At 67.7% G+C, this 18,948-nt stretch carries 22 protein-coding genes; 9 read left to right on the top strand and 13 right to left on the bottom strand.

Annotated elements, in window-relative coordinates:
* Window positions 1-32: 32 nt before the first annotated feature.
* Complete coding sequence (locus tag MUN33_RS10870; RefSeq protein WP_244804939.1) at window positions 33-632, bottom strand: hypothetical protein; 600 nt, start codon at window positions 630-632, stop codon at window positions 33-35.
* A gap of 237 nt (window positions 633-869) precedes the next feature.
* On the opposite strand from MUN33_RS10870, the gene MUN33_RS10875 reads away from it, so the two are divergent.
* The 7 genes from MUN33_RS10875 to MUN33_RS10905 all read left to right on the top strand — a co-directional run bounded on the left by MUN33_RS10875 (window position 870) and on the right by MUN33_RS10905 (window position 6,999).
* Window positions 870-1,559, top strand: a complete 690-nt coding sequence (locus MUN33_RS10875; RefSeq protein WP_244804940.1) for a hypothetical protein — start codon at window positions 870-872, stop codon at window positions 1,557-1,559.
* A 58-nt stretch (window positions 1,560-1,617) separates the two neighbouring features.
* Window positions 1,618-2,397 (top strand): aminoglycoside adenylyltransferase domain-containing protein, encoded by a 780-nt coding sequence (locus MUN33_RS10880; protein ID WP_244804941.1) that lies wholly within the window; start codon window positions 1,618-1,620, stop codon window positions 2,395-2,397.
* 253 nt (window positions 2,398-2,650) lie between these two features.
* Window positions 2,651-4,153 carry an LTA synthase family protein gene (locus MUN33_RS10885; protein ID WP_244804942.1) on the top strand — a complete coding sequence of 501 codons (1,503 nt, stop codon included), beginning with the start codon at window positions 2,651-2,653 and terminating at the stop codon, window positions 4,151-4,153.
* A 4-nt stretch (window positions 4,154-4,157) separates the two neighbouring features.
* Window positions 4,158-4,493 (top strand): YchJ family protein, encoded by a 336-nt coding sequence (locus MUN33_RS10890; RefSeq protein WP_369414961.1) that lies wholly within the window; start codon window positions 4,158-4,160, stop codon window positions 4,491-4,493.
* Between the two features lie 96 nt (window positions 4,494-4,589).
* Window positions 4,590-5,315 carry an endonuclease/exonuclease/phosphatase family protein gene (locus MUN33_RS10895; protein ID WP_244804943.1) on the top strand — a complete coding sequence of 242 codons (726 nt, stop codon included), beginning with the start codon at window positions 4,590-4,592 and terminating at the stop codon, window positions 5,313-5,315.
* 102 nt (window positions 5,316-5,417) lie between these two features.
* The gene (locus MUN33_RS10900; protein ID WP_244804944.1) at window positions 5,418-6,527 is read left to right on the top strand and encodes a magnesium and cobalt transport protein CorA; all 1,110 of its coding nucleotides are present in this window, start codon (window positions 5,418-5,420) and stop codon (window positions 6,525-6,527) included.
* Between the two features lie 10 nt (window positions 6,528-6,537).
* Window positions 6,538-6,999: a GNAT family N-acetyltransferase gene (locus MUN33_RS10905; protein WP_244804945.1), complete on the top strand. Its 462-nt coding sequence runs from the start codon at window positions 6,538-6,540 to the stop codon at window positions 6,997-6,999.
* A 7-nt stretch (window positions 7,000-7,006) separates the two neighbouring features.
* On the opposite strand, the gene MUN33_RS10910 is transcribed toward MUN33_RS10905, so the two are convergent.
* The 6 genes from MUN33_RS10910 to MUN33_RS10935 form a co-directional block, all read right to left on the bottom strand.
* Window positions 7,007-7,981: a DUF808 domain-containing protein gene (locus MUN33_RS10910; protein ID WP_244805507.1), complete on the bottom strand. Its 975-nt coding sequence runs from the start codon at window positions 7,979-7,981 to the stop codon at window positions 7,007-7,009.
* A gap of 101 nt (window positions 7,982-8,082) precedes the next feature.
* Window positions 8,083-8,580, bottom strand: a complete 498-nt coding sequence (locus MUN33_RS10915; protein WP_244804946.1) for a hypothetical protein — start codon at window positions 8,578-8,580, stop codon at window positions 8,083-8,085.
* Between the two features lie 110 nt (window positions 8,581-8,690).
* A complete protein-coding gene (locus tag MUN33_RS10920) occupies window positions 8,691-9,596 on the bottom strand; it encodes a patatin-like phospholipase family protein (protein ID WP_369414962.1) in 906 nt (301 codons plus the stop codon).
* Window positions 9,593-10,261 (bottom strand): SDR family oxidoreductase, encoded by a 669-nt coding sequence (locus tag MUN33_RS10925; protein WP_244804947.1) that lies wholly within the window; start codon window positions 10,259-10,261, stop codon window positions 9,593-9,595. The genes MUN33_RS10920 and MUN33_RS10925 overlap by 4 nt, the downstream gene beginning before the upstream one ends.
* Before the next feature lie 60 nt (window positions 10,262-10,321).
* Window positions 10,322-12,163: a hypothetical protein gene (locus MUN33_RS10930; protein WP_244804948.1), complete on the bottom strand. Its 1,842-nt coding sequence runs from the start codon at window positions 12,161-12,163 to the stop codon at window positions 10,322-10,324.
* Window positions 12,160-12,900: a DUF4232 domain-containing protein gene (locus tag MUN33_RS10935; RefSeq protein ID WP_244804949.1), complete on the bottom strand. Its 741-nt coding sequence runs from the start codon at window positions 12,898-12,900 to the stop codon at window positions 12,160-12,162. Before MUN33_RS10935 ends, MUN33_RS10930 begins: the two co-directional genes overlap by 4 nt.
* Window positions 12,901-13,020: 120 nt before the next feature.
* Here MUN33_RS10935 and MUN33_RS10940 point away from each other — a divergent pair, with 120 nt between their 5' ends.
* Window positions 13,021-14,190, top strand: coding sequence for an acyl-CoA dehydrogenase family protein (locus MUN33_RS10940; RefSeq protein ID WP_244804950.1), 1,170 nt, complete (start codon window positions 13,021-13,023; stop codon window positions 14,188-14,190).
* Window positions 14,191-14,193: 3 nt separating this feature from the next.
* Here MUN33_RS10940 and MUN33_RS10945 read toward each other — a convergent pair whose 3' ends face one another.
* The 6 genes from MUN33_RS10945 to MUN33_RS10970 all read right to left on the bottom strand — a co-directional run bounded on the left by MUN33_RS10945 (window position 14,194) and on the right by MUN33_RS10970 (window position 18,503).
* Window positions 14,194-15,390, bottom strand: coding sequence for a tyrosine-type recombinase/integrase (locus tag MUN33_RS10945; protein WP_244804951.1), 1,197 nt, complete (start codon window positions 15,388-15,390; stop codon window positions 14,194-14,196).
* Window positions 15,391-15,646: 256 nt separating this feature from the next.
* On the bottom strand, window positions 15,647-16,117 hold the full coding sequence (locus tag MUN33_RS10950) for a hypothetical protein (protein ID WP_244804952.1): 471 nt from the start codon (window positions 16,115-16,117) through the stop codon (window positions 15,647-15,649).
* A gap of 202 nt (window positions 16,118-16,319) precedes the next feature.
* Window positions 16,320-17,255: a hypothetical protein gene (locus MUN33_RS10955; protein ID WP_244804953.1), complete on the bottom strand. Its 936-nt coding sequence runs from the start codon at window positions 17,253-17,255 to the stop codon at window positions 16,320-16,322.
* The gene (locus MUN33_RS10960) at window positions 17,252-17,569 is read right to left on the bottom strand and encodes a hypothetical protein (protein ID WP_244804954.1); all 318 of its coding nucleotides are present in this window, start codon (window positions 17,567-17,569) and stop codon (window positions 17,252-17,254) included. The genes MUN33_RS10955 and MUN33_RS10960 overlap by 4 nt, the downstream gene beginning before the upstream one ends.
* A 48-nt stretch (window positions 17,570-17,617) precedes the next feature.
* Window positions 17,618-18,025: an ImmA/IrrE family metallo-endopeptidase gene (locus MUN33_RS10965; protein WP_244804955.1), complete on the bottom strand. Its 408-nt coding sequence runs from the start codon at window positions 18,023-18,025 to the stop codon at window positions 17,618-17,620.
* Window positions 18,000-18,503 (bottom strand): helix-turn-helix domain-containing protein, encoded by a 504-nt coding sequence (locus MUN33_RS10970; protein WP_244804956.1) that lies wholly within the window; start codon window positions 18,501-18,503, stop codon window positions 18,000-18,002. The genes MUN33_RS10965 and MUN33_RS10970 overlap by 26 nt, the downstream gene beginning before the upstream one ends.
* Window positions 18,504-18,685: 182 nt before the next feature.
* On the opposite strand from MUN33_RS10970, the gene MUN33_RS10975 reads away from it, so the two are divergent.
* Window positions 18,686-18,940, top strand: a complete 255-nt coding sequence (locus MUN33_RS10975; RefSeq protein ID WP_244804957.1) for a hypothetical protein — start codon at window positions 18,686-18,688, stop codon at window positions 18,938-18,940.
* The last annotated feature ends 8 nt before the right edge of the window (window positions 18,941-18,948 follow it).

Here is an 18,948-nt window from a genome sequence, read left to right on the forward strand (position 1 = left end):
GAAGTCCCGGCGCCCGGGCAGCTCCCGTGATCTCAGAAGAGCTGTAGCCCGGTGTCCCGCTTGCGTGCCGACCACGCGAGGACGTAGGGCGAGTCGCCGGCCTCCCTGGTCCCGATCACGTGGTAGGGGGTGAGCTGGAACTGCCGGGCGAAGCTCCGAACGACCTTGACACCCACCGTGGTGTCGACGACCCGGCAGAACAGGTTGAGGACGGTACCGGCGAGATCGCAGGCGTCCGGCGGGGTGCCGCCGATGTCATTGCCGTCGACATGGCCGACCCCGTGCCACCCGAGGTGCTGGTCGAGCGCTTCCTGCCCCTCGTCGAGGAGGCGGCGGTCGTCCGGATGCGAGAAGTCGGGGGAGCAGGTCCAGCACTGGAGGACGAGCCATCCGTGGTCCGGGCCGGGGACCTCGTGGAAACCGTCGTCCTCGGCATGTTCCCTGAATGTGCGGAGGAAGTCGGCGGCTGTCTGTTTGTCGGGCCACGTGCGGCTGCGGGTCGGGTGGAACCGTGACTTTCCGCGCGTGCCGACCTTACCGTGGTGGGTGTGGACGCCCCCGTTCTCGGTCCATGCCTCGCGGTAGTGCAGGGCACCGTCGTCGTCGCGCATGTATAGCTTGATCATCGCCATGCAGTCCATTCTTCCCCAAGCCACGTGCCCGGAACGGGAGATCGAGCGGTGAGGTGCGTGTCGGGGCTCCTGTCGTGGCAGCGAGAGTGTTCCTGGGAGGGCGGGGAAGCACGAGATGAGAAAATGGTGAGTTATTAGTGTAATGAAAGGGAATCTGAATCCGTTTCCACTGATGACCGCTTGCTGTCGGAACATCTGGACCGACTGCACCCGCTCCATCTGAAAGGCTGATGTCCCGTGCACGCTCGTCGAACCACCCGTCTCGCAGTCCCTGTCGCCGCCGTGATGGGGGTGGCCCTGATCCTCTCGTCCTGTTCCTCCGATTCCTCTGATTCCTCTGGTGATACAGACGGGCGCGCATCAGCTGCGACCGCCGCCGAGACGACCGCCGCGGAGGCTCCCGCCGGAGACGACGCGACTGACGGGGAGGAGACCGGTGACGACGAAGGGCCTGCGGTCGCTACCGCAGGCGACGGCATCGTCGTCCCGCTCGGTGAGACCATCGAAGACGTCGACATGGGTGACACGATCGAGGTGGTCTCGGTTGTCCGTGACTTCAACTCTCCGGGGCAGGCGGACCTTGTCGCCGACGGTGGGGAGGTCGTCCTTGTCGAGGTCGTCGTGAACACGGGCACCGAGTTCGGGGGCCTGGTCTCCGCCGGGAACTTCAGGATCTCCTGGGACGAGGGCGCTGATTTCTGGCGTAACAAGACCCGGATGGTTGAGGACGACATGGAGGCCGCGGGCTACACGCCGTTCGACGATGTCTCCCGTCGGGACGGTGAAGGTAGTGGCTGGATGGCTTTCCTGGTCGAGGAGCGCGCCGAGACCTACCTGATGGAGTACTCACGGTCCGGTGCGAAGGTCATCGGTTCGGACGACACCATCGACGAGTTCACGACCGAGTTCGAGATCCCGGGTGCCTGACCGCGCCTCTGTGGTGCCCGCGTCCTACGGACACACCCGGTCGGTACGCTCGTGTGGCATGGACGATGTGATCCGTACGTTCCTCGACAGGGTGCTGGTACATGACCCCGGCGGGATCGTCGGGGTGTACCTCTACGGTTCGAGTACCACCTCCCGGCTCGCGCCGGAGAGCGACGTCGACCTGCTCCTGGTGACCGACAGGTCGATGCAGACTGACGAACGGGCCTCGTTGCTGTCGGAGGTGCTGGCGTTGTCGGGGTGGGTGGGGCATTCCGGGACGTTCCCCGAGGTCGCGCACCGGCGTCCGCTGGAGGTGACGAGCCTCGTCGCGGCGGACCTCCACCCGCTGGCCGCCGCCCCGCGCCGCGACTTCCAGTTCGGGGAGTGGCTCAGGGGCGCCGTCGTGCAGGGGTACGTCCCCGAACCCGAGTGGGACCCGGACGTGGTGATCCTGCTGGCGACGGCCCTGGCGTCGCACCGGGTCCTCCACGGTCCGCCGCTGGAGGACATGGTCGAGGCCATTCCCGTCGCACAGTTGAGACAGGCGCAGCGGTCCGTGCTTCCGGCGCTCCTCGAGGAGCTGGACCAGGATCCGCGTAACGTCCTGCTCACCTTGGCGCGGGCGGTGCACACGGTCGAGACCGGTGAGATCGTCGCCAAGGACGCTGCAGTGGCCGCGGTGGCCGGACGGCTCGACCCCGCCGGTGCCGGGATGCCCGGTGCCGAGATGCTCCGTGCCGCCGCCCGCGAGTACCGGGACGGTGCGGTGAGCAACTGTGAGCGAGAGCCGGCGCAGCTCCGGGAGCTCGCGCGCACCCTGGCCGCGATGGTGCGGTAGGCACTGGTCCGCAGCCGTCACAGCGCGCGGGTCCCGCGTGATGTCGGTAACTCCATAAATCACTTTCTCGCGTCCTGTGGGTGAACTATGGTTGAATTTCTGGAGTTCAACGGATGAATCCCTGCAGGCTCAGTGCGTGACCGCAGGACGAACGACCCCGCACGACACGTGCTCTGCGTCGGAAAGGTGAGAAGTCCCATTGTCTGGAGCCGCTAAGACCACGGCCAAACGGGTTGGCGCAGTCATCGGCCACGTGGCCGTCTACGTGCTGATCTGGCTGGCTCTCACGCTGTTCATCGTCGGCATCGGCATCCACATGTTCTGGGGGTCCATCACCGTCGACCAGATGATGATGAACCTCGTCTCCATGCAGACCGACGGCGGTGGCGGCGACCTCGTCTGGCTCGGGGTCCTGGCATTCGGCGTCCTTCCGGTGGCGCTCACCGTCCTCATCGCCTACGTGCGCCACCGTGTCAAGCGTCGCCGGGCCGCTGCGGTCGAGGACGTCACCGTCCCGGTGGGCCGTGGCTGGCTCCAGCGCACCGTGTCCGTCGTCTTGGTTGTGGTGGTCGTTGTCAGCGGTACCGCGATGTTCGGCTCCTCGGTCCATGTCGGGGCGTACATCAGGGCCGCCAACTCCGAGTACACCATCGACCAGTACTACCAGCCGCCTGTGGTCACTTCCGCGGAGAACGCCCGCAACGTCGTGATGATCTACCTCGAGTCGGGTGAGGCGACGCTCGAGGACACGACGTTGTTCGAGAAGGACCCGTTCGTCCCCCTCAAGGACGTCACCCGCGAGGAGGACGGATGGCAGGACGTCGGGAACTTCCAGCAGTACGAGGGTGGGGGGTGGACCATGTCCGGGATCACCGGTACCCAGTGCGGCGTCCCGCTGAAGGGCAACGGTCTGGTCACCGGTCAATCCGGCCTTAACTCGCTCGGCAGTGGTGTCGCGAACTACCTGGGTGGTCTGACCTGCGTCGGTGACATCTTCAAGGAGCAGGGCTACCGGAACGTCTTCATGGGCGGCGCCAACGGTTCCTTCGCCGCCAAGGACCAGTACCTGGCCACCCACGGCTACGACGAGCAGTACGACCTGGACGACTGGCGGGCCAAGGGCGAGCCGGCCGACCAGTTCCGCGGCGACTGGGGACTCAGCGACAAGCGGCTGATGGCGAACGCCAAGGAGAAGGTCGACGCCCTGCACGCGGAGTCGGCCAAGACAGGGACACCGTTCAACCTGTCCATGCTCACCGTCGACACCCACGAGCCGGTCCACATCTACAACTACTGCGACGTGGACACCGAGAGCGAGGTGACCTCGATGTTCGCCTGCTCGATGAACGAGGTCGCCGACTTCGTCGGTTACATGGAGGAGCAGGGGTACCTGGAGGACACCGCCGTGGTGCTGATGGGTGACCACCTCAAGCACATGGGTTCCAGCAACGCTTTCGGTGAGGAGCTCGGCGACCACCCGAACCGGACGATCTTCAACAGGTTCTGGGTGCCCGGGGACGGCAAGAAGACCGCGACGATGCGGCCCGGAGTCGACCAGCTGAGCATGATGCCGACGATCCTGGAGGCCGCCGGCATCGAGCTCAAGGGCCGGCAGGCCGGCTTGGGTGTCTCGGCGTTCGCCGAGCGTATCCCCGAGGACTCCGCGCAGAACCTCGACCCGGACATCTACCAGCAGTTGCTGGAGTCCCGGTCCCAGGAGTTCTACAACGACGCCTGGGCCGGCCAGGAGCTCTGAGACCGTGGGTGACACATCGACGGCGGCGGAGGAACCGGAGACCGCCGAGGCGCTCATGCGTTCCCGGTTCGACGCCTTCCGCCGCGGCGACGCCGACTGGTTGCTGCGGACCTGGCACCCCTCCACCCGGCCGCGGGACCTCGACATGTTGGACAACCCGCACTGGCGTGGCCTGCAGGTCATCGACACCGTCGCCGGTGGGGCCGACGATGACTCCGGGGTGGTGGAATTCCGCGCGACCTACCTGGACGAGGCGGGCGGCGTCGGTGTGATGGAGGAGCGGTCGCGGTTCGTCCGGGAAGACGGACGGTGGTTCTACGTCGACGGTCAGGTCCGCTGACGGCACGCGACACCACCTTTTCCTGTGGAATCAGTTGACGATCCCACGGTATATACTCATCTTTCCTGCCCGGGAATGCGCTAAGCTCGGTGACCAATGAAGCTGATTAGCTATAACCTGCATAAACACAACGCGGTCACCGAGCTCCTCCCACTCGCGGTCACCCACGCCCCGGACGCCATCTGCGTCCAGGAGGCGGACACCCGTCGCTTGCCGACCCGCCTGGGTTCCCTGGAACTCGTCCACGCGACGACGGAGAACCGTCTCGGCCTGGCCGTCTACCTGGACGCCGACCGGTTCGACGTCAAGGACCTCCACGTCACCGCGCTGGAGAAGTCCTTCCACGACCGGGTGATGAAGCCGGCGTCCGAACGCCTGGTCACCGTCCGCGCACACGACGCCAAGCACGCCTGCGACGTACTCGTCGCCTCGTTCCACGCAGCCCCGCTGACCGCGACGAACGCGCTGCGTCGCCAGCAGATCCGTACCTCCTTCGACGCACTCAGCGAGATCGGGTCGGGCCTGCCGTCGGTCATGGTCGGTGACTTCAACTACCCGCTGTTCCAGGGTGGTCTGCGTCGGCATGTCGGCGCCCACGGTTTCGACATGGCCAGGAGCGAGGGGGCGACCTACTCCCGTTACGGCGTTCTGCGGGGCAACTACGACTTCGCCGTCTCACGCGGTTTCGGGCGCTCCCGGGTCGACGCCCTGCCCCAGGGGCGCTCCGACCACTTGCCCATCCTCGTGCAGGCCAGCGTCGACCGGTCCGCGGCCACCAGGATGACATTCCGGTCCGGGCTGAGTCCGGTACTCACCGCCTGAGGGCGCTGCGTCCCGCTGTGTCCCGCCGTGTCCTCTCGGAGGGGCGGGGGATAGGGTGTCTTCCGGACACCGGACAGTACCCCGGGTCGGGAAGGCAGGGACATGGTCAACCGCAGGACGCACGACGGCAGGATCAGCAGGCGTGCCCGCAGCAAGCAGCGCGCCGCCGGACTTTCCCCGGCACCGCAGGGTGCGCCGCCGGTGGTGACCTACCTGGACGACGGCACCGCCCACGCCGCCCCCGAGGGCACCACCGTGGCGGAAGCCACCGCATCGGCGACCGACCGTCCCGGACGCCTGGTCGTGCTCGAGTACCCCCTGCCGGGCAGGGAGGGTATCGGCGAACTGGCCGAAGCCTGGGACCTGCACCCTCTGCTGGTCGAGGACCTGGTCAACGCACACCAGCGGCCCAAACTGGAACGCTACGACGACGTGCTGTTCATCGTCGCCAGGTCAGCCAGGTACAACGATGAGGCGGAGGACGTCGCTTTCTCCGAGTTCCACCTCCTCGTCCGCCAGGGAGCCGTCGCCGTACTGTGCCAGGACGGTCGGTGGGTCGACGGCACCGACAGCACCGGCCCGGAAACACCGGACGGCACGGGGCCCGGCCACCGGACGCTGTGGAACGACCGGGAGGTCCTGGGCCTTGGTCCGGAGGCGGTGGTCTACCGCATCCTCGACGCGATCGTCGACGGCTACCCGCCGGTGCTCCGGGGGATCGCCATCGACAAGGAGCAGATCGAGCGGCAGGTCTTCAGCGGCGACGCCGCGGTCGCCGAGCGCATCTACCGGTTGAGCCAGGAGGTCATCGACGTCCAGCAGACGGTCTCCTCGATGACCGAGGTGCTGGACGCCCTCCGTGCGGGCTTCGTCAAGTACGACATCCACGAGGACCTCTGCTCGTACCTCGACGACGTCGCCGACCACCTCACCCGGGCCGGAACACTCGCCGCCGACCAACGCGAGGCACTGGCGCAGATCCTCAACGTGAACGCCACGCTCGTCGCACAGCGTCAGAACGAGGACATGAAGAAGATCTCCGGCTGGGCTGCGATCCTGTTCGCCCCGACGCTCGTCGGCGCGATCTACGGGATGAACTTCGACGACATGCCCGAACTGCACTGGGCCTTCGGCTACCCGATGGCGCTGGGCATGATGTTCGGCGTCGCGTTGCTGCTGTACATCTTCTTCCGCCGCAGCGACTGGATGTAGGGTGACCGTCATGACTGAAACGACGCTGAGAGAGTGCCGCGGACCGGGGGAGTACCCGCGGCTGGTCGAGATCTGGCGGTCCGCCGTCGACGCCACCCACGACTTCCTGACCGAATCAGACCGCGACGCCATAGAGACGGCCCTGCCGGGCGACTACTTCCCGCAGGTCCGGCTGACCGTCGCCGAGCTCGACGGGGTCCCGGTGGGGTTCGCCGGGACCGTCCACGGCGGTCTCGAGATGTTGTTCGTCCACGCCGACGTACGAGGGAAGGGCGTCGGCACACTGCTGCTGGACCGTGCGGTCGGGGAACACGGCGTGACCCGGGTCGACGTCAACGATCAGAACCGCCAGGCGCTGGACTTCTACCGGCGTCGTGGATTCACGGTCACGTCCCGGGACGAGCTCGACGAGGCCGGTTGCCCGTACCCGGTGCTCCACCTGTCCCGCGCGGGTGTGGACGGAGCGCAGTAGGAGGAGGTCACCGGGGTGTACGCGTCCGCCGACGCGCGGCCGTCACGGCGGTGACGGTGGTGACTGCACCGACGACGACCGTGCCGACGATGAGCCCGGTGAGCGCTGAACACAGTGTCTCCACCAGCCACTGGACCGCCGCACCGGCCCCGACGAGCTCCTCCACGAGGTGGTGGACGGCGCCGTAGGGTGTGTGCCAGCCCAGTTCGTCGACACCCACCAGCAGGATGTGCCCGCCGACCCACAGCATCGCCGCGGTGCCGACCACCGACAGTACCGTCAGGATGCGGGGCATCAGTGCCACGAGCCCGCGTCCCAGGCTGCGGACGACGCCGGCCCGGTTGCGGGCGGGGTCGGCGAGAGCCAGCCCGACGTCGTCCATCTTGACCAGGAGCCCCACGACCCCGTAGACCACGAAGGTGATCAGCAACGCCACACCGACCAGGATCGCCGCACGCTCCGGCAGGGCCCGGCCCGTCAGCTCGTTGAGCGAGAGGACCATGATCTCGGCGGACAGGATGAAGTCTGTGCGGACCGCACCCTTGACCAGTGAATCCTCGTCGTCGGGGGTCTTGGACGTCCCGTCCTCGCCGTCGTCGGCGTGCGGCCCGTGCCCGCCCCGGCGGGCCGCGACGGCGTGCCAGATCTTCTCGGCGCCCTCGAACGCCAGGTACGTGCCGCCGACCATGAGGATCGGGGTCAACGCCCACGGCGCCAGCCAGCTGAGCAGGAGGATCACCGGCAGGATGACGATGATCTTGTTGACCAGGGACCCCTTGGTGATCCGCCAGATGATGGGGAGCTCGCGGGCGGGGCTGACACCCTGGACGAAGCTGGGGGTCACCGCGGCGTCGTCGACGACGACCGCGGCGGCTTTCGTGCTCGTCGCCGCCGCAGCCTGGGCGACGTCGCGGCTGCTGACCGCGGCCTTGCGTGCGATGAGGGCGACGTCGTCGAGTAGGGCGATCAGGCCACCGGCCATCATGAACTCCGTAGGTTTCCGTAGGTTGTCCGGGAAGGACGGGGACAGAGAGGTTCCTATCCTAGGACAAAGCCCACGGGCGCGGAATGGACGACAGGCGGTCAGGGAACCAGGAATGTGCCGGCCCCGGGCAACGACGGCTGGCCGGCGTCGGGGTACAGCGGTGAGTTGGTCACCCGGATCGACACCGCGACCTGGCCGCTACCGGTCTCCGCGACGATGTCCAGGGGTGTGGGGTCGAGGACGTTCCGGCACGGCTTCACCGTGACCTCACCGGCTTTCCCCGAGGTGAGGTTGAGGTAGTTGACGGTCACCCGCGACGAGGTCGCGCTGCCGGAGCAGATGGCGGGGGCGGCGGGGGCCGAGATCGTCACCTCGCCGGGGGTTCCGGTGGACCGGGCGATCACCGACGCGACATACGGTCCGGGGACGACGAGTCCGCTGACGTGGAGTCCGAGAGCGGGGATCTGGTAGACCGCCAGGGGGCGGCTGTCCCGGGCCTGCGCCGGGCCGGCGAGCCCGACGGCTAACGCGGCGGAGGTGGCGAGTGCGGCGGCACCGGCGAGGAGCCGTCGGCGAAATGTGCGTGGGGAGGACATGGTGCATCACTTCCAGGGGCAGCGTGACGTCCGGCTGACGTCCGGTCATGTTCACTCATTGAAACAATCGGTGGCGTCGACCTACCGTTACGTCCCAGGGGGCCACCATGTCAGGCGGTGAGGAACTCCATCCACCGGGGCCAGTCGGCCCGGGTCTGGGCCGCACCGGCCTCGTAGGACGCCCGCAGTTTCTCGACCCGGCGCTCGGTGTTGGAGACACGCATGTGGTCAGGGAAGAAGAGCAGTGCCCGACCCTGCTCCTCCAGCTCGAGGAGCCGACGTTTGGTGGCGTTGTAGCGGGCGGGCCGGGTGATCACGGCCTCGGCCACCGCCGGGGTGTCCCGCAGGATCCGCCGCACCGCGCCGGGGTACTTCACCTCAGGTTTGACGTAGTCCCGTGGGCGGGTGCAGACCACCAGGAACTTCTCGAACCCGTCGTTCTCCGCGGCCTCCAGGAGGACCCCGCCGGAGGACCCCAACGCCCCGTCGACGTAGGGCTCACCGTCGACCTCCGGGGTCTTCATCAGCACCGGCATCGTCGACGACGCTCGGACCCGCTTCATCAGCGACGGCAGGTCGGTGATGTCGTCGCGGCCCCAGTAGACCGTATCCCCGGTCCGGGCGTGCATGGCCCCGATACGGAACGGCGTCGGGTCCGCGGCGAGAGTCTCCCAGTCGAAGGGGAACTCGTTGCCCGGCAGCCCGGAGGTCTCGTAGATGTACTCGGCGTTGAAGTAGCCGTCGCCTCGGAGGAAGGAACTGATCCCGCCGGTGCCGGGCGCGGCACCGAAATCCACGAAACTCTGGCGGGAACGCTCGGCGTCGTGGGACAGGAAGTTGACCGTGTGCGAGGCACCGGCGGAGATCCCGCCGACCCAGCCCACCCGGACCTGCTGTTCCACCAGTGCGGCCACGCAGGCGGCGGTGTAACTGTTGCGCATGCCCCCGCCCTCGAACAGCAGGGCGACGTCCGGCGCCTCGACGGGTGTGGCCGGGGTGGGGTCCGACGGGCTCACCACTCGATTCTCCGCAGCACCTCGTGGGGGTCGTCGTTGCCGGCGTTGAACCTGACCACCCGCCCGGAGGTCTGGGGACATTCCAGTGCGGCGACGATCGTCTGCGCCACCGTCTCACGCGGTACCTCGGTGGCGTCGGTGCGCCCGTCGCCCTCCGGGAGGATCTCGATCCCACCGCGGTCCGGGTCGTCGGTCAGCCGACTGGGGGCGATGATCGTCCAGTCGAGCTCCGAGTCGCGCAGGTGCTGGTCGGCGGCGGCCTTCGCTTCGGCGTAGGGGAAGAAGCTGCTCTCCTCGGGGATGCAGTGGTCCAGGTAGGACCCCGACCACGACACCATGATGAACCGGCTGATCCCGGCTTCCTCGGCGGCGTTGATGGTGCGGATCGCCGCGTCACGGTCCACCGCCATGGTCCGTTCCGGGTCCCCGCCGCCGGCGCCGGCCGCCCAGATCACCGTGTCATGTCCTTCCAGGAGGTCGGCGAGGGCGTCGGTGCTCATGGTCTCGACGTCGGCCACCACCGGAGTCGCGCCGGTCTCCCGGACGTCGTTGAACTGGTCCCGGGCACGGATGACCGAGGTCACGGTACTGCCCGATTCGACGAGCATCGGTGCGGTGAGCATCGCCACCTTCCCGTGTCCGCCGATGATGACGATGTCGTACATGGTGTGGGTGCCTTTCGTCGGTTCCTGGCTGCGTCACGGGGCAGCGGTGTGCTCCCCACCCTAGCGGGGAAGCAGCGGCCCCACCGCCCCGGCTCCGACGCACACGTGGGAGCCCGGCGGGCCGTCGACCTCCACCAGCAGCGTCCCCCCGCCGCCGGACAGGTTGACCCACCTGGTCACGAGGTCGGTGCCCACCGCGACGTCGACGGTCCGGGCACGCCACTGGGCCTCGTCCTCCAGCCCGTTGGGGGTGGACAGCGCGACGGTGACCGGCTGGTCGGCGGTGGCGGTGAACTCCCACGTCCAGTCGCCGAAGGGCAATGCCGGGGCCACCGGGATGATCGTGGGTCGGCCGGCCTCCACCCGGGTGCCGCAGCCGGGGGAGTCGCCCTGGGCGCTGCGCGCGACGTCGGCGACCCCGGCGGTGGTGCGCCGCCCGTCCGGGGTGACGACCTGCGGACGTGTGGTCACCGCGCCGATGCCGGCACCGTCGTGCAGTTGCCCACCGACCTGGCCGATGGTGTTGTAGGGCGCCATCAGCGGGGTCAGGACCTCGAGGGGGGTGTGCTGGTCCAACACCGGGATACCGGAGGCCTCTGCCTCAGCCACCGCCGCGCGCACGCCGGCGAGGTAGCCGGCGGTCTCGTCGCCGGACCATTGCGCGACCCAGGTGACCGTCGAGGCCGTTGAACTCGCGGCGAAGAGGAGACAGGCCACGGCAGCGAGTGCCGGTCGCGGCCTCGTCGCTGCCACGGTCGAGGCGGGCGCGTCCTGGCGGTGCCGCCCACCGACGGCGGCGACGAGAAGCAGGACGGTGACCGCCCACCAGTCGGCGTAGTAGTGCATGCCACGGGCCAGCAGGTCCGTGGACCCCTCCCCGGCACGTCCCGCGCGGAGCAGCAGCAGGATCACCGCGAGATAGCCGGCGGACGCGGTCAGGGCCAGCACACCGGCCGGACGCCGCCGCCCCAACGCCACGAGGTAGGCCACCAGCAGCGCCACGACCACGGCCGCCGCCGCGACCTGGACGGGCACCGCCGTCGTGGAGAACACCGGTGACGGGTTCCACCGGTCCCAGCTCCACGGGCCGCCGAGGACACCGGGCACCACCGAGGAACCCAACGCCGTGACGGTCCCGTCGAGCCCCGGCGACACCGTGTCCGGTCCCCGGTCGACGAGAGCGAGGTAGAGGCAGGCCCAGGACACCGTCAGGGCAGCAGGGAACACTCCGACGGCCCACGGGATCCGCTGGCGCCCCCGGAGCACCAGCACTACCGCGAACAGCGCCGGCACCACCGTCAGCGCCTTCTCCGTCATGACCAGGCCCGCCAGCAGCACCGCCGCGGCGACGGACGACCGGACCAGCAGCGTGCGAACGGGTGCCCGCGCCGGGGTGGACAGGACGACGAGGCCGACGCCGGCGGCGGTGATCTGCCAGGCCAGGGCGTTGACACCGGCCGACCACCACGCCGACGCCGTCCCCAGGAACGGGGAGAACACCAGGGCGGTGAGGGCCGTGGCCCGGACCGGGGTGCGGTCGGTGAGCCGGCCGAGCACACTCCACCAGAGCACCGCGGCGACGACGGTCGCGACCACGGTGACGGTGGCAGGAAGCCACCACTGCAGCGGGGCGACGGTGTCGGCGAGGACCTGGAGCGCCGCCGACCCCGGCATGAGGTGGCCGTCGTAGGGCACCCACAGCCCGGTGTCGCGGAAGCGGGCGGGGATCACCAGGTCGTCCCAGTAGAACGTCCGCTGGCTCAGCTGCCATCCGCGGAGGGCGACGGCGGCGGCGGTGACACCGCAGGCCACGGTGGTGCCGGCGGCGCCGGTGATGCGGGCGCGCGGCCCCCGTCCCTGTCTCCCTCGACGCCCCTGACGCCCCTGACCCTCCGGTCTCACGCGCCAGCGGTGAGGGGCTGGACAGACAGCAGTTCGACGGCGTCGGCGCTGCAGCCGGTGACGTCACCGAGCCCGCCGTCACCGCCCGTGAAATCGAGGACGGTGGTGGCCGTCTCCTCGGGGACGATGACCTGCAGCCCGCTGGTGGGGGTGGGGCCACAGGCCTGGTCGTCGTAGTTCTCCGCCCGTGAGATCTTCACCGCGGCGGTCGCCGAGTCGCCGGGAGCCAGGTCGACCGGGCTGCCCGGCACGTTGTCCTCCCTCACGGCGGGTGCCCCGACCGGGCTGCCGGTGTCGTCGACGAGGACCACCCCGGGGAATCCGTCGAGGGTGCAGTGGCCGGGGGAGGAGTTGGTGAAGTCGACGTCGACCAGGAGACTGCCTGCCGCACCCTGGCTCTGCCCGAGCGTGATGTCGAGGCCGTCGGTGGTGCACCGGGATCCGTCGCCACCGGTGGTCGGCGCGGTGGCGTCACCGCCCGGAGCGGTCTCCTGCCCGCCGGCGTTGTCCGGGGCCCCGGCACCGGTGCTGGCGGTGGTGCCGGCGGTGTCGGAGACGTCGGCACCGCCGCTACCCGTGCCGTCGCCGTCGGAACATGAGCTCAGGACGGACATGGCGAGGACAGCCGACGCCCCGAGGACGCCCGCGGCTGCGGCCCATCGGAACCTGGAGCCGCGGACCGTGCCGGTGGCGGTGTCTGTCCTGTTCGCGGTGCCCTGCGTGTGCTGAGTAACCATGACCCCCAGTGTAGGCTGAATCACAACATCGGGTTCGGGGTACTCCGGTCGTGGCGCGCCGGTCCGGGTAACGTCCGGTGCGAGCACGTCCAACGATTTTCCCGAGGAGACTGAACGTCCATGGCTTTCAACCCTGATTTTGACCTCTTCCAGCTGCCGGAAGAATACCGCGAGCTGCGCGACAGCATCCGTGGCCTGACGGAGCAGGAGATCGCTCCCTACGCCGCCGCCGTCGACGAGGACGAGCGCTTCCCGGAGGAGGCCCTGAAGGCCCTCAACGACAGCGGTTTCAATGCCATCCACATCGGCGAGGCCTACGGCGGGCAGGGCGGCGACTCGTTGGCCGCGGTGATCGTCATCGAGGAGGTCGCCCGGGTGTGCGGGGCGTCGTCGCTGATCCCGGCGGTGAACAAGCTCGGGACGATGGGCCTGATCCTGTCCGGCTCCGAGGAGCTCAAGCAGAAGGTCCTCCCGGACATCGTCGACGGTGCCATGGCGTCCTACGCGCTTACCGAGCGCGAGGCGGGGTCGGATGCCGGCGGAATGAAGACCAGGGCCGTCAAGGACGGTGACGAGTGGGTGATCAACGGCTCCAAGTGCTTCATCACCAACGGCGGGAAGTCGACCTGGTACACCGTGATGGCGGTGACCGACCCGGAGGCGGGGGCGAACGGGATCTCGGCGTTCATGGTCCACAAGGACGACCCCGGGTTCCGCGTCGGCGGGCTCGAGCACAAGCTCGGCATCAAGGGGTCCCCGACGGCGGAACTGTACTTCGAGGACTGCCGGATCCCCGGCGACCGCATCATCGGTGAGGAGGGCACCGGGTTCAAGACGGCACTGGCGACCCTCGACCACACCCGTCCGACGATCGGCGCGCAGGCCCTGGGCATCGCCCAGGGGGCATTCGACGCCGCCGTGGCGTACGTCAAGGAGCGGCAGCAGTTCGGCAAGCCCATCGCGGCCTTCCAGAACACCCAGTTCATGCTCGCCGACATGAAGATGAAGATCGACGCCGCCCGGCTGATGATCTACACCGCCGCGTCGAACGCGGAGCGCGGCGAGGCGGAGGGCGGCGAGAAGCTGGGCCTGCTTGCCGCCGGGTCGAAGACCTTCGCCTCCGACATCGCGATGCAGGTGACCACCGACGCCGTGCAGCTGCTCGGCGGCTACGGGTACACCCGCGACTTCCCGGTCGAGCGGATGATGCGCGACGCCAAGATCACCCAGATCTACGAAGGCACCAACCAGATCTGCCGCATGGTGATGGGCCGCCAGATCCTCAAGTAGAGGTCAGCGGGGGTTTTCTGGCTTCGCCCCGCCGGTCGCGGTCCGCAGCTCCGGTGGCTCCTGCCCGTACAGTGCCCGTACCAGACTCGACGCAGATCCACGCAGTAGATCCTCCTCGTCCGGGAGCACATGCCAGTAGGTGTCCATCGTCGTCGCCGCGGATGCATGCCCCAGGGCCTTCTGCACTGCCTTGATGCTCCGCCCCCGGGCGAGCTGCGAGGTGGCGTACACGTGCCGCAGCGCATGGAAGCCCCACCCGTCGTCGGTGAGGTTCTTCACCGCGTGGTTGATCCGGTCGGATGACCACAGGAGCCCGGTCGCTGTCCGGAACATCGCGTCGTCCGCCGCAGCGGGGTGCCGCAACCGGTGCTCGCGAAGCCGGTTCAACGTCTCCGGCGGGGCCGGGATCTTCCGCCGCGACGACCGGGTCTTCACCGGGCCCCAACCGTCCGATCCCTCCGCCGGTCGCTGCACGGTCTGCTCCACCACGTGGATCACCCCAGCCTGCCGGTCGACGTTTCTCCACCGGAGGCCGCCGACCTCGCCTGGGCGCATGCCGGTCGAGACTGCGAGGATGATCATCGTCGCGATGGTGTCCCGGCCCGTGTCGTCGGCGTGGGCCACTGCGGCGCGGATCTGGTCGAGCGTCGGCAGCATGCGCGGGTCCACCGGCTCGGCACCTGCGCCGGGCCCCGGGACTTTCGAGCAGGGGTTGACCAGCAGCATCTCATCGGTGACAGCCATGTGCAGGCAACCGGACAGCTGCGTCCACCAGTTCACACGGGTGTTCAGCGACAGCCCGGTGCAGCCCTTCACCCACGGGCGGCCCGTCTGCAGGGTTGCCTGCCAGCCGCGGAGCTGCGTGGGCCGCAGTTCGGTAATCTTCGTGCTGCCAAGGTCCCCGAGGTTCTTGCCGACGAGCTGACGCACCGCCCGGGTGCCGTCGTTGGTGGCGAGGGCTTCCCACAGTGGCCATAGGTCCTTCAGTAGAGGTGCGTTGTCCTCGTCGACCCACTCGCGGCGACGGAGGAGACGGGACTGCTCCTCGTCGTATGCCTTCGCGGCCTTCTCCGGCTTCTTGTACTTGGCGGAGGTGAAGGTTTTGTAGCGCTCTCGTCCGGATGGGTCGTAGTACCGTACGATCCACCGCACACGGCCGCTCTTTGGCTTGCCGGTCTTCGGTCGTCGTTGCACGCTCATGATAGTCTTCTCCTGTCTGACATGCGTGTTTTGCGTTCGTGGTTGGACATTGGCCCTCATCGCCCTGGCCGGCGGTGAGGGCTGACTAGCTATGTGCAGTGGTCACATCTGGAGCACTACTGAAATGATCAGGAGCGCAATGACGACTCCTCCTGGTATGGCAAGGACAGTTCCGATGACGGCACAGAGTATGACGAGCGCTCGTGGTGGCTTCTGGTGCGGCGAGGTCACTTGAGAGTCACGGGTCATAGCTCGCTTATTGCAGCGTCCCGGTCCAAACGGCTTCGTTGGTGAGCGGGTCGGTGTTTCCCCTGAATCGGAGCTGGTAGTCGCCTGGGGTGCCGGGAGCGTTTTCGAAGCACACCGTTCCTCGTGCTTCTTGACCCGGTTCGATGGCCTCAGGAAGGTGTTGAGTGTCGTCGTTGGCTGTCTGCAGGCGGGCAGTGTCTGTGGGGTCGTAGAGTTTCCACGCGGCGAGGCCGTCGATTTCGAGTGGTTTGGCGTCTGGGGCGACGTTGATGTTGATGTCGACGCAGGTGTGCTCTTGTTCTGACTGTTCGGCCGGCCGGAGGTTGGTTGGTGTGATTTCAGCTCCGGCTACGGTGATGGGTTGGCCGATTTCGGCTCGGTCTTCTGGGGCTTGGGTGGCTTCCAGTGTTGTACTGTTCGCAGGGGTGGTGGTCTGGTTATCGTCGTTGGTCGTGCAGGCGGACAGTGCGATGGGCACGGCGAGAACGAGCGCGGCTGTGGCGGGTCGCCTTATTGTCATTGGTGGCTTCTCTTTCTTGCGGGGTGGTGGTGATCGCTGCTGTGGTGGTCACCGGGGCATATGGGTGTGGAGCTAATCATAGGTAATTGCGGGCGCATGGGATGGGCGGATCGAGGTGTTATGCATTGGTCTTGCCCGTCGGTGGGGGCCGTTTTCGTGTCTAGCAGTGCGAGTCGTCCGGGTCCTCGTGGGCGCCGAGGTACCCGTCGCAATTGTTCGGTGTCGCCGCGCTGAGGCCGTGGTTCGACCGCTCGGCGTTGCTCATGTCGTCGTAGGACCGGCCCCGCATGGCGTCCTCTTCGGTCCAGTTCGGGTCGACGTTGCCGAAGGGGTAGTCAGGGTAGTTCCCGGACGCCTCCATCGCGTCTTCCATCTGCTGCTGACATGCTGCGGTGTAGCCGCTGGTGCCGTCGGAGTAGAACGTGGTCCCGGGCTGGTAGATGGGGTCCATCGCGCAGGTGGCGGTGACTTCGCCTGCCGACTCGCCGGCTGGCTCAGGGGAGTCCGCTGCGGGGGTCGGTGTGGGCCCGTCAGAGTCCTCGTCCGGCGTGGCGGTCTCGTCGAGGAGTCCGGACACGTCCCATGTCACCGACTCTGCGCCCTCGATTGTCGACGGCTTGTATGTCATCTCCGTCGCGCCGACGGGTGCGGTCATGGTCAGTGCTGCGCGTCGGGTCTCTCCGTCGCCGAGGTCGACGAACTTCGATCCGTGCTCGCTGTCGCAGTCCTCTTGTCCGCCCATGTCGAGGTACTGGACAGTGAGACCGTCCGGATCGGTGAAAGAGAAGTCGGACGGCCAGAGAGCTTCGATGATCTCCTCTCCGGTCTGGTTTTCGACGGTGGCGACGAGCTGGAAGGGGACGCCGTCCCGGACGGGGTCCTCGAGGAACGAGCAGTTCTTGGTCTCGATCGCGGTGTCGCTGATGGTGACGGTGTCGCCGATCTTGACCGTTTCGCCGAGTGTGTATGCCTGGTCGGTGGCTTCCGTGGTCGTCGGTGTGGTGATGTCGTCGGCCTGGCCGTCGTCGTTGCTGCAGGCGGTGAGTGCGAGCGCGCCGGCGGTGACGACAGCGAGTGCTGTGCGTCGGATAGTCATCGTCCCGCTCCTGTCCGGGTGATCGCGGCGCCGATGCGGGAGAGGATGATCCCGACGAATCCTACCCCGGAGAAGATGGCAAAGATGATCCCGAGTACGAGGTCGGTGTTGTAGACAGCTTCGTCGACTGCGAGGAATGCGAGCGCCCCGGCGACGACGAAGACGATGGTGGATACGACGGTCCAAATAGTAAAGCCGTCTATGGTCTTGGCTGGGGGTGTGGCGCCGCCTGGTCCGTACTGGTGGGCAGGGGCGATGGGTGGTGTGGGGTGGGGTTGCTGGCCGTTGGTTGGCCAGTTCCGTGGGGTGGTCATGGTGGTCTCCTCTCGTAGGGGCTCGCCGTCGTCAAGCCGGCATTCTGTCTAGTTTCTCACAGTGAGCTTATGAGGGGTGGTGTAGACCATGGCCCGCCAGACCTCGACGAGGTGTCGGGTGACGCCGAGGGACCAGGCGATCGCGCCGGCGTGGGGACCGTAGTGCGCTTCGGCCTCGCGGTAGGCATCGGGGTCGATGAGCATGCGGGCGGCGTACTCGTCGGCTTTCCGTTCCTGCCGGTTGTGGAGTACCTGGTCGGTGGTGGGTTTGTGGTCGTAGGTGTGGTGGCCGAGCTCGTGGGCGAGGGTGCAGCGTCGGGCAATGGGCCCGAGGTCTGATCGGAGAGTGATGCTGCCGTCTGGGTGGCGTCGGCCTTTCTCGCCGCCGTGGTGGTCACCCACGGCGATGTTGTTCTCCCTGGCGTATGCCTCAGGGTCCGTCGTGGTAATCGTCATCGCCCTCCTCTGGTTCGGTGTCGCTGCTATCAGCAACGTATTCGAGGGGGCGGACACTTGGGGTAGTTTCGTCGGGTTCTGCCTGTTCGCCATCGAAACTACGGGGGGAGTCGGGGAAGGGGAACACATCAGCAACGGGGGCGACGTCGATCACGTCATCCCCTCCGCCGAACAGGACGGTCGCCTCCGGGTCGGAGCGGTCCATGATCTCGTCGAGGATCTGCTTGTTCGTCGCCTCCTTGAGTGCGTAGGGAATCGAGACGCCCTCGGTCTCCCAGGGGTTGAGGTACCCGGTCTCGATCAGTCCGGCGACGGGTGAGCGGCCGTAGGCGCGGCACAACGAGATCACCATCTCGGGGGAGAGGTGCCCCTTGTTGAGCTGCCGGGTGATCGTCGACCCGTTGGTGCCGATCTTCTCGGCTGCGGTTCGGTACGAGTCTCCGGCGATAAGTCCGTCGATCCATGCTCTGTGTTCCATGATGGTCACTGTAATGCACGTTGGTATCAATCGCCATAGTTGCACGTAGAAAGACATGACGGGGGTATATAACGGGGGTGTTTCGTAGTTACAGCGTTGCCATTCGGTATCGCTGGATGCATACTCGTATCAGCGGTTGCGAGACAGTACCGCACTACAGACCACCAGCCAAGGAGGCACCAGTGATCGACGCACAGGCAGCGCCGGCATACCGCTTTCGCCCCGGCGCCCTCGACGCTATCGCCCGCTCTCGACGGTTCACCTCCGACGAGCAGCTCGCCCTCTACGTCGGAGTGCAGCCCGATCAGCTCCCCATGCTGCGGGCCGGGGCGAAGGTATCCGCCCGGGTAGCTCTGCGAGTCAGCGCCCTGCAGGGCGACAAGGACTACGTCGCCGGGTACTTCGACCTGGCAGACGACCCCCGAGTCGCCGCCTAACCCCCGGA

The sequence above is a fragment of the Corynebacterium kalidii genome (genome assembly GCF_022869005.1).
In the GTDB taxonomy this organism is placed as follows: Bacteria; Actinomycetota; Actinomycetes; order Mycobacteriales; family Mycobacteriaceae; genus Corynebacterium; species Corynebacterium kalidii.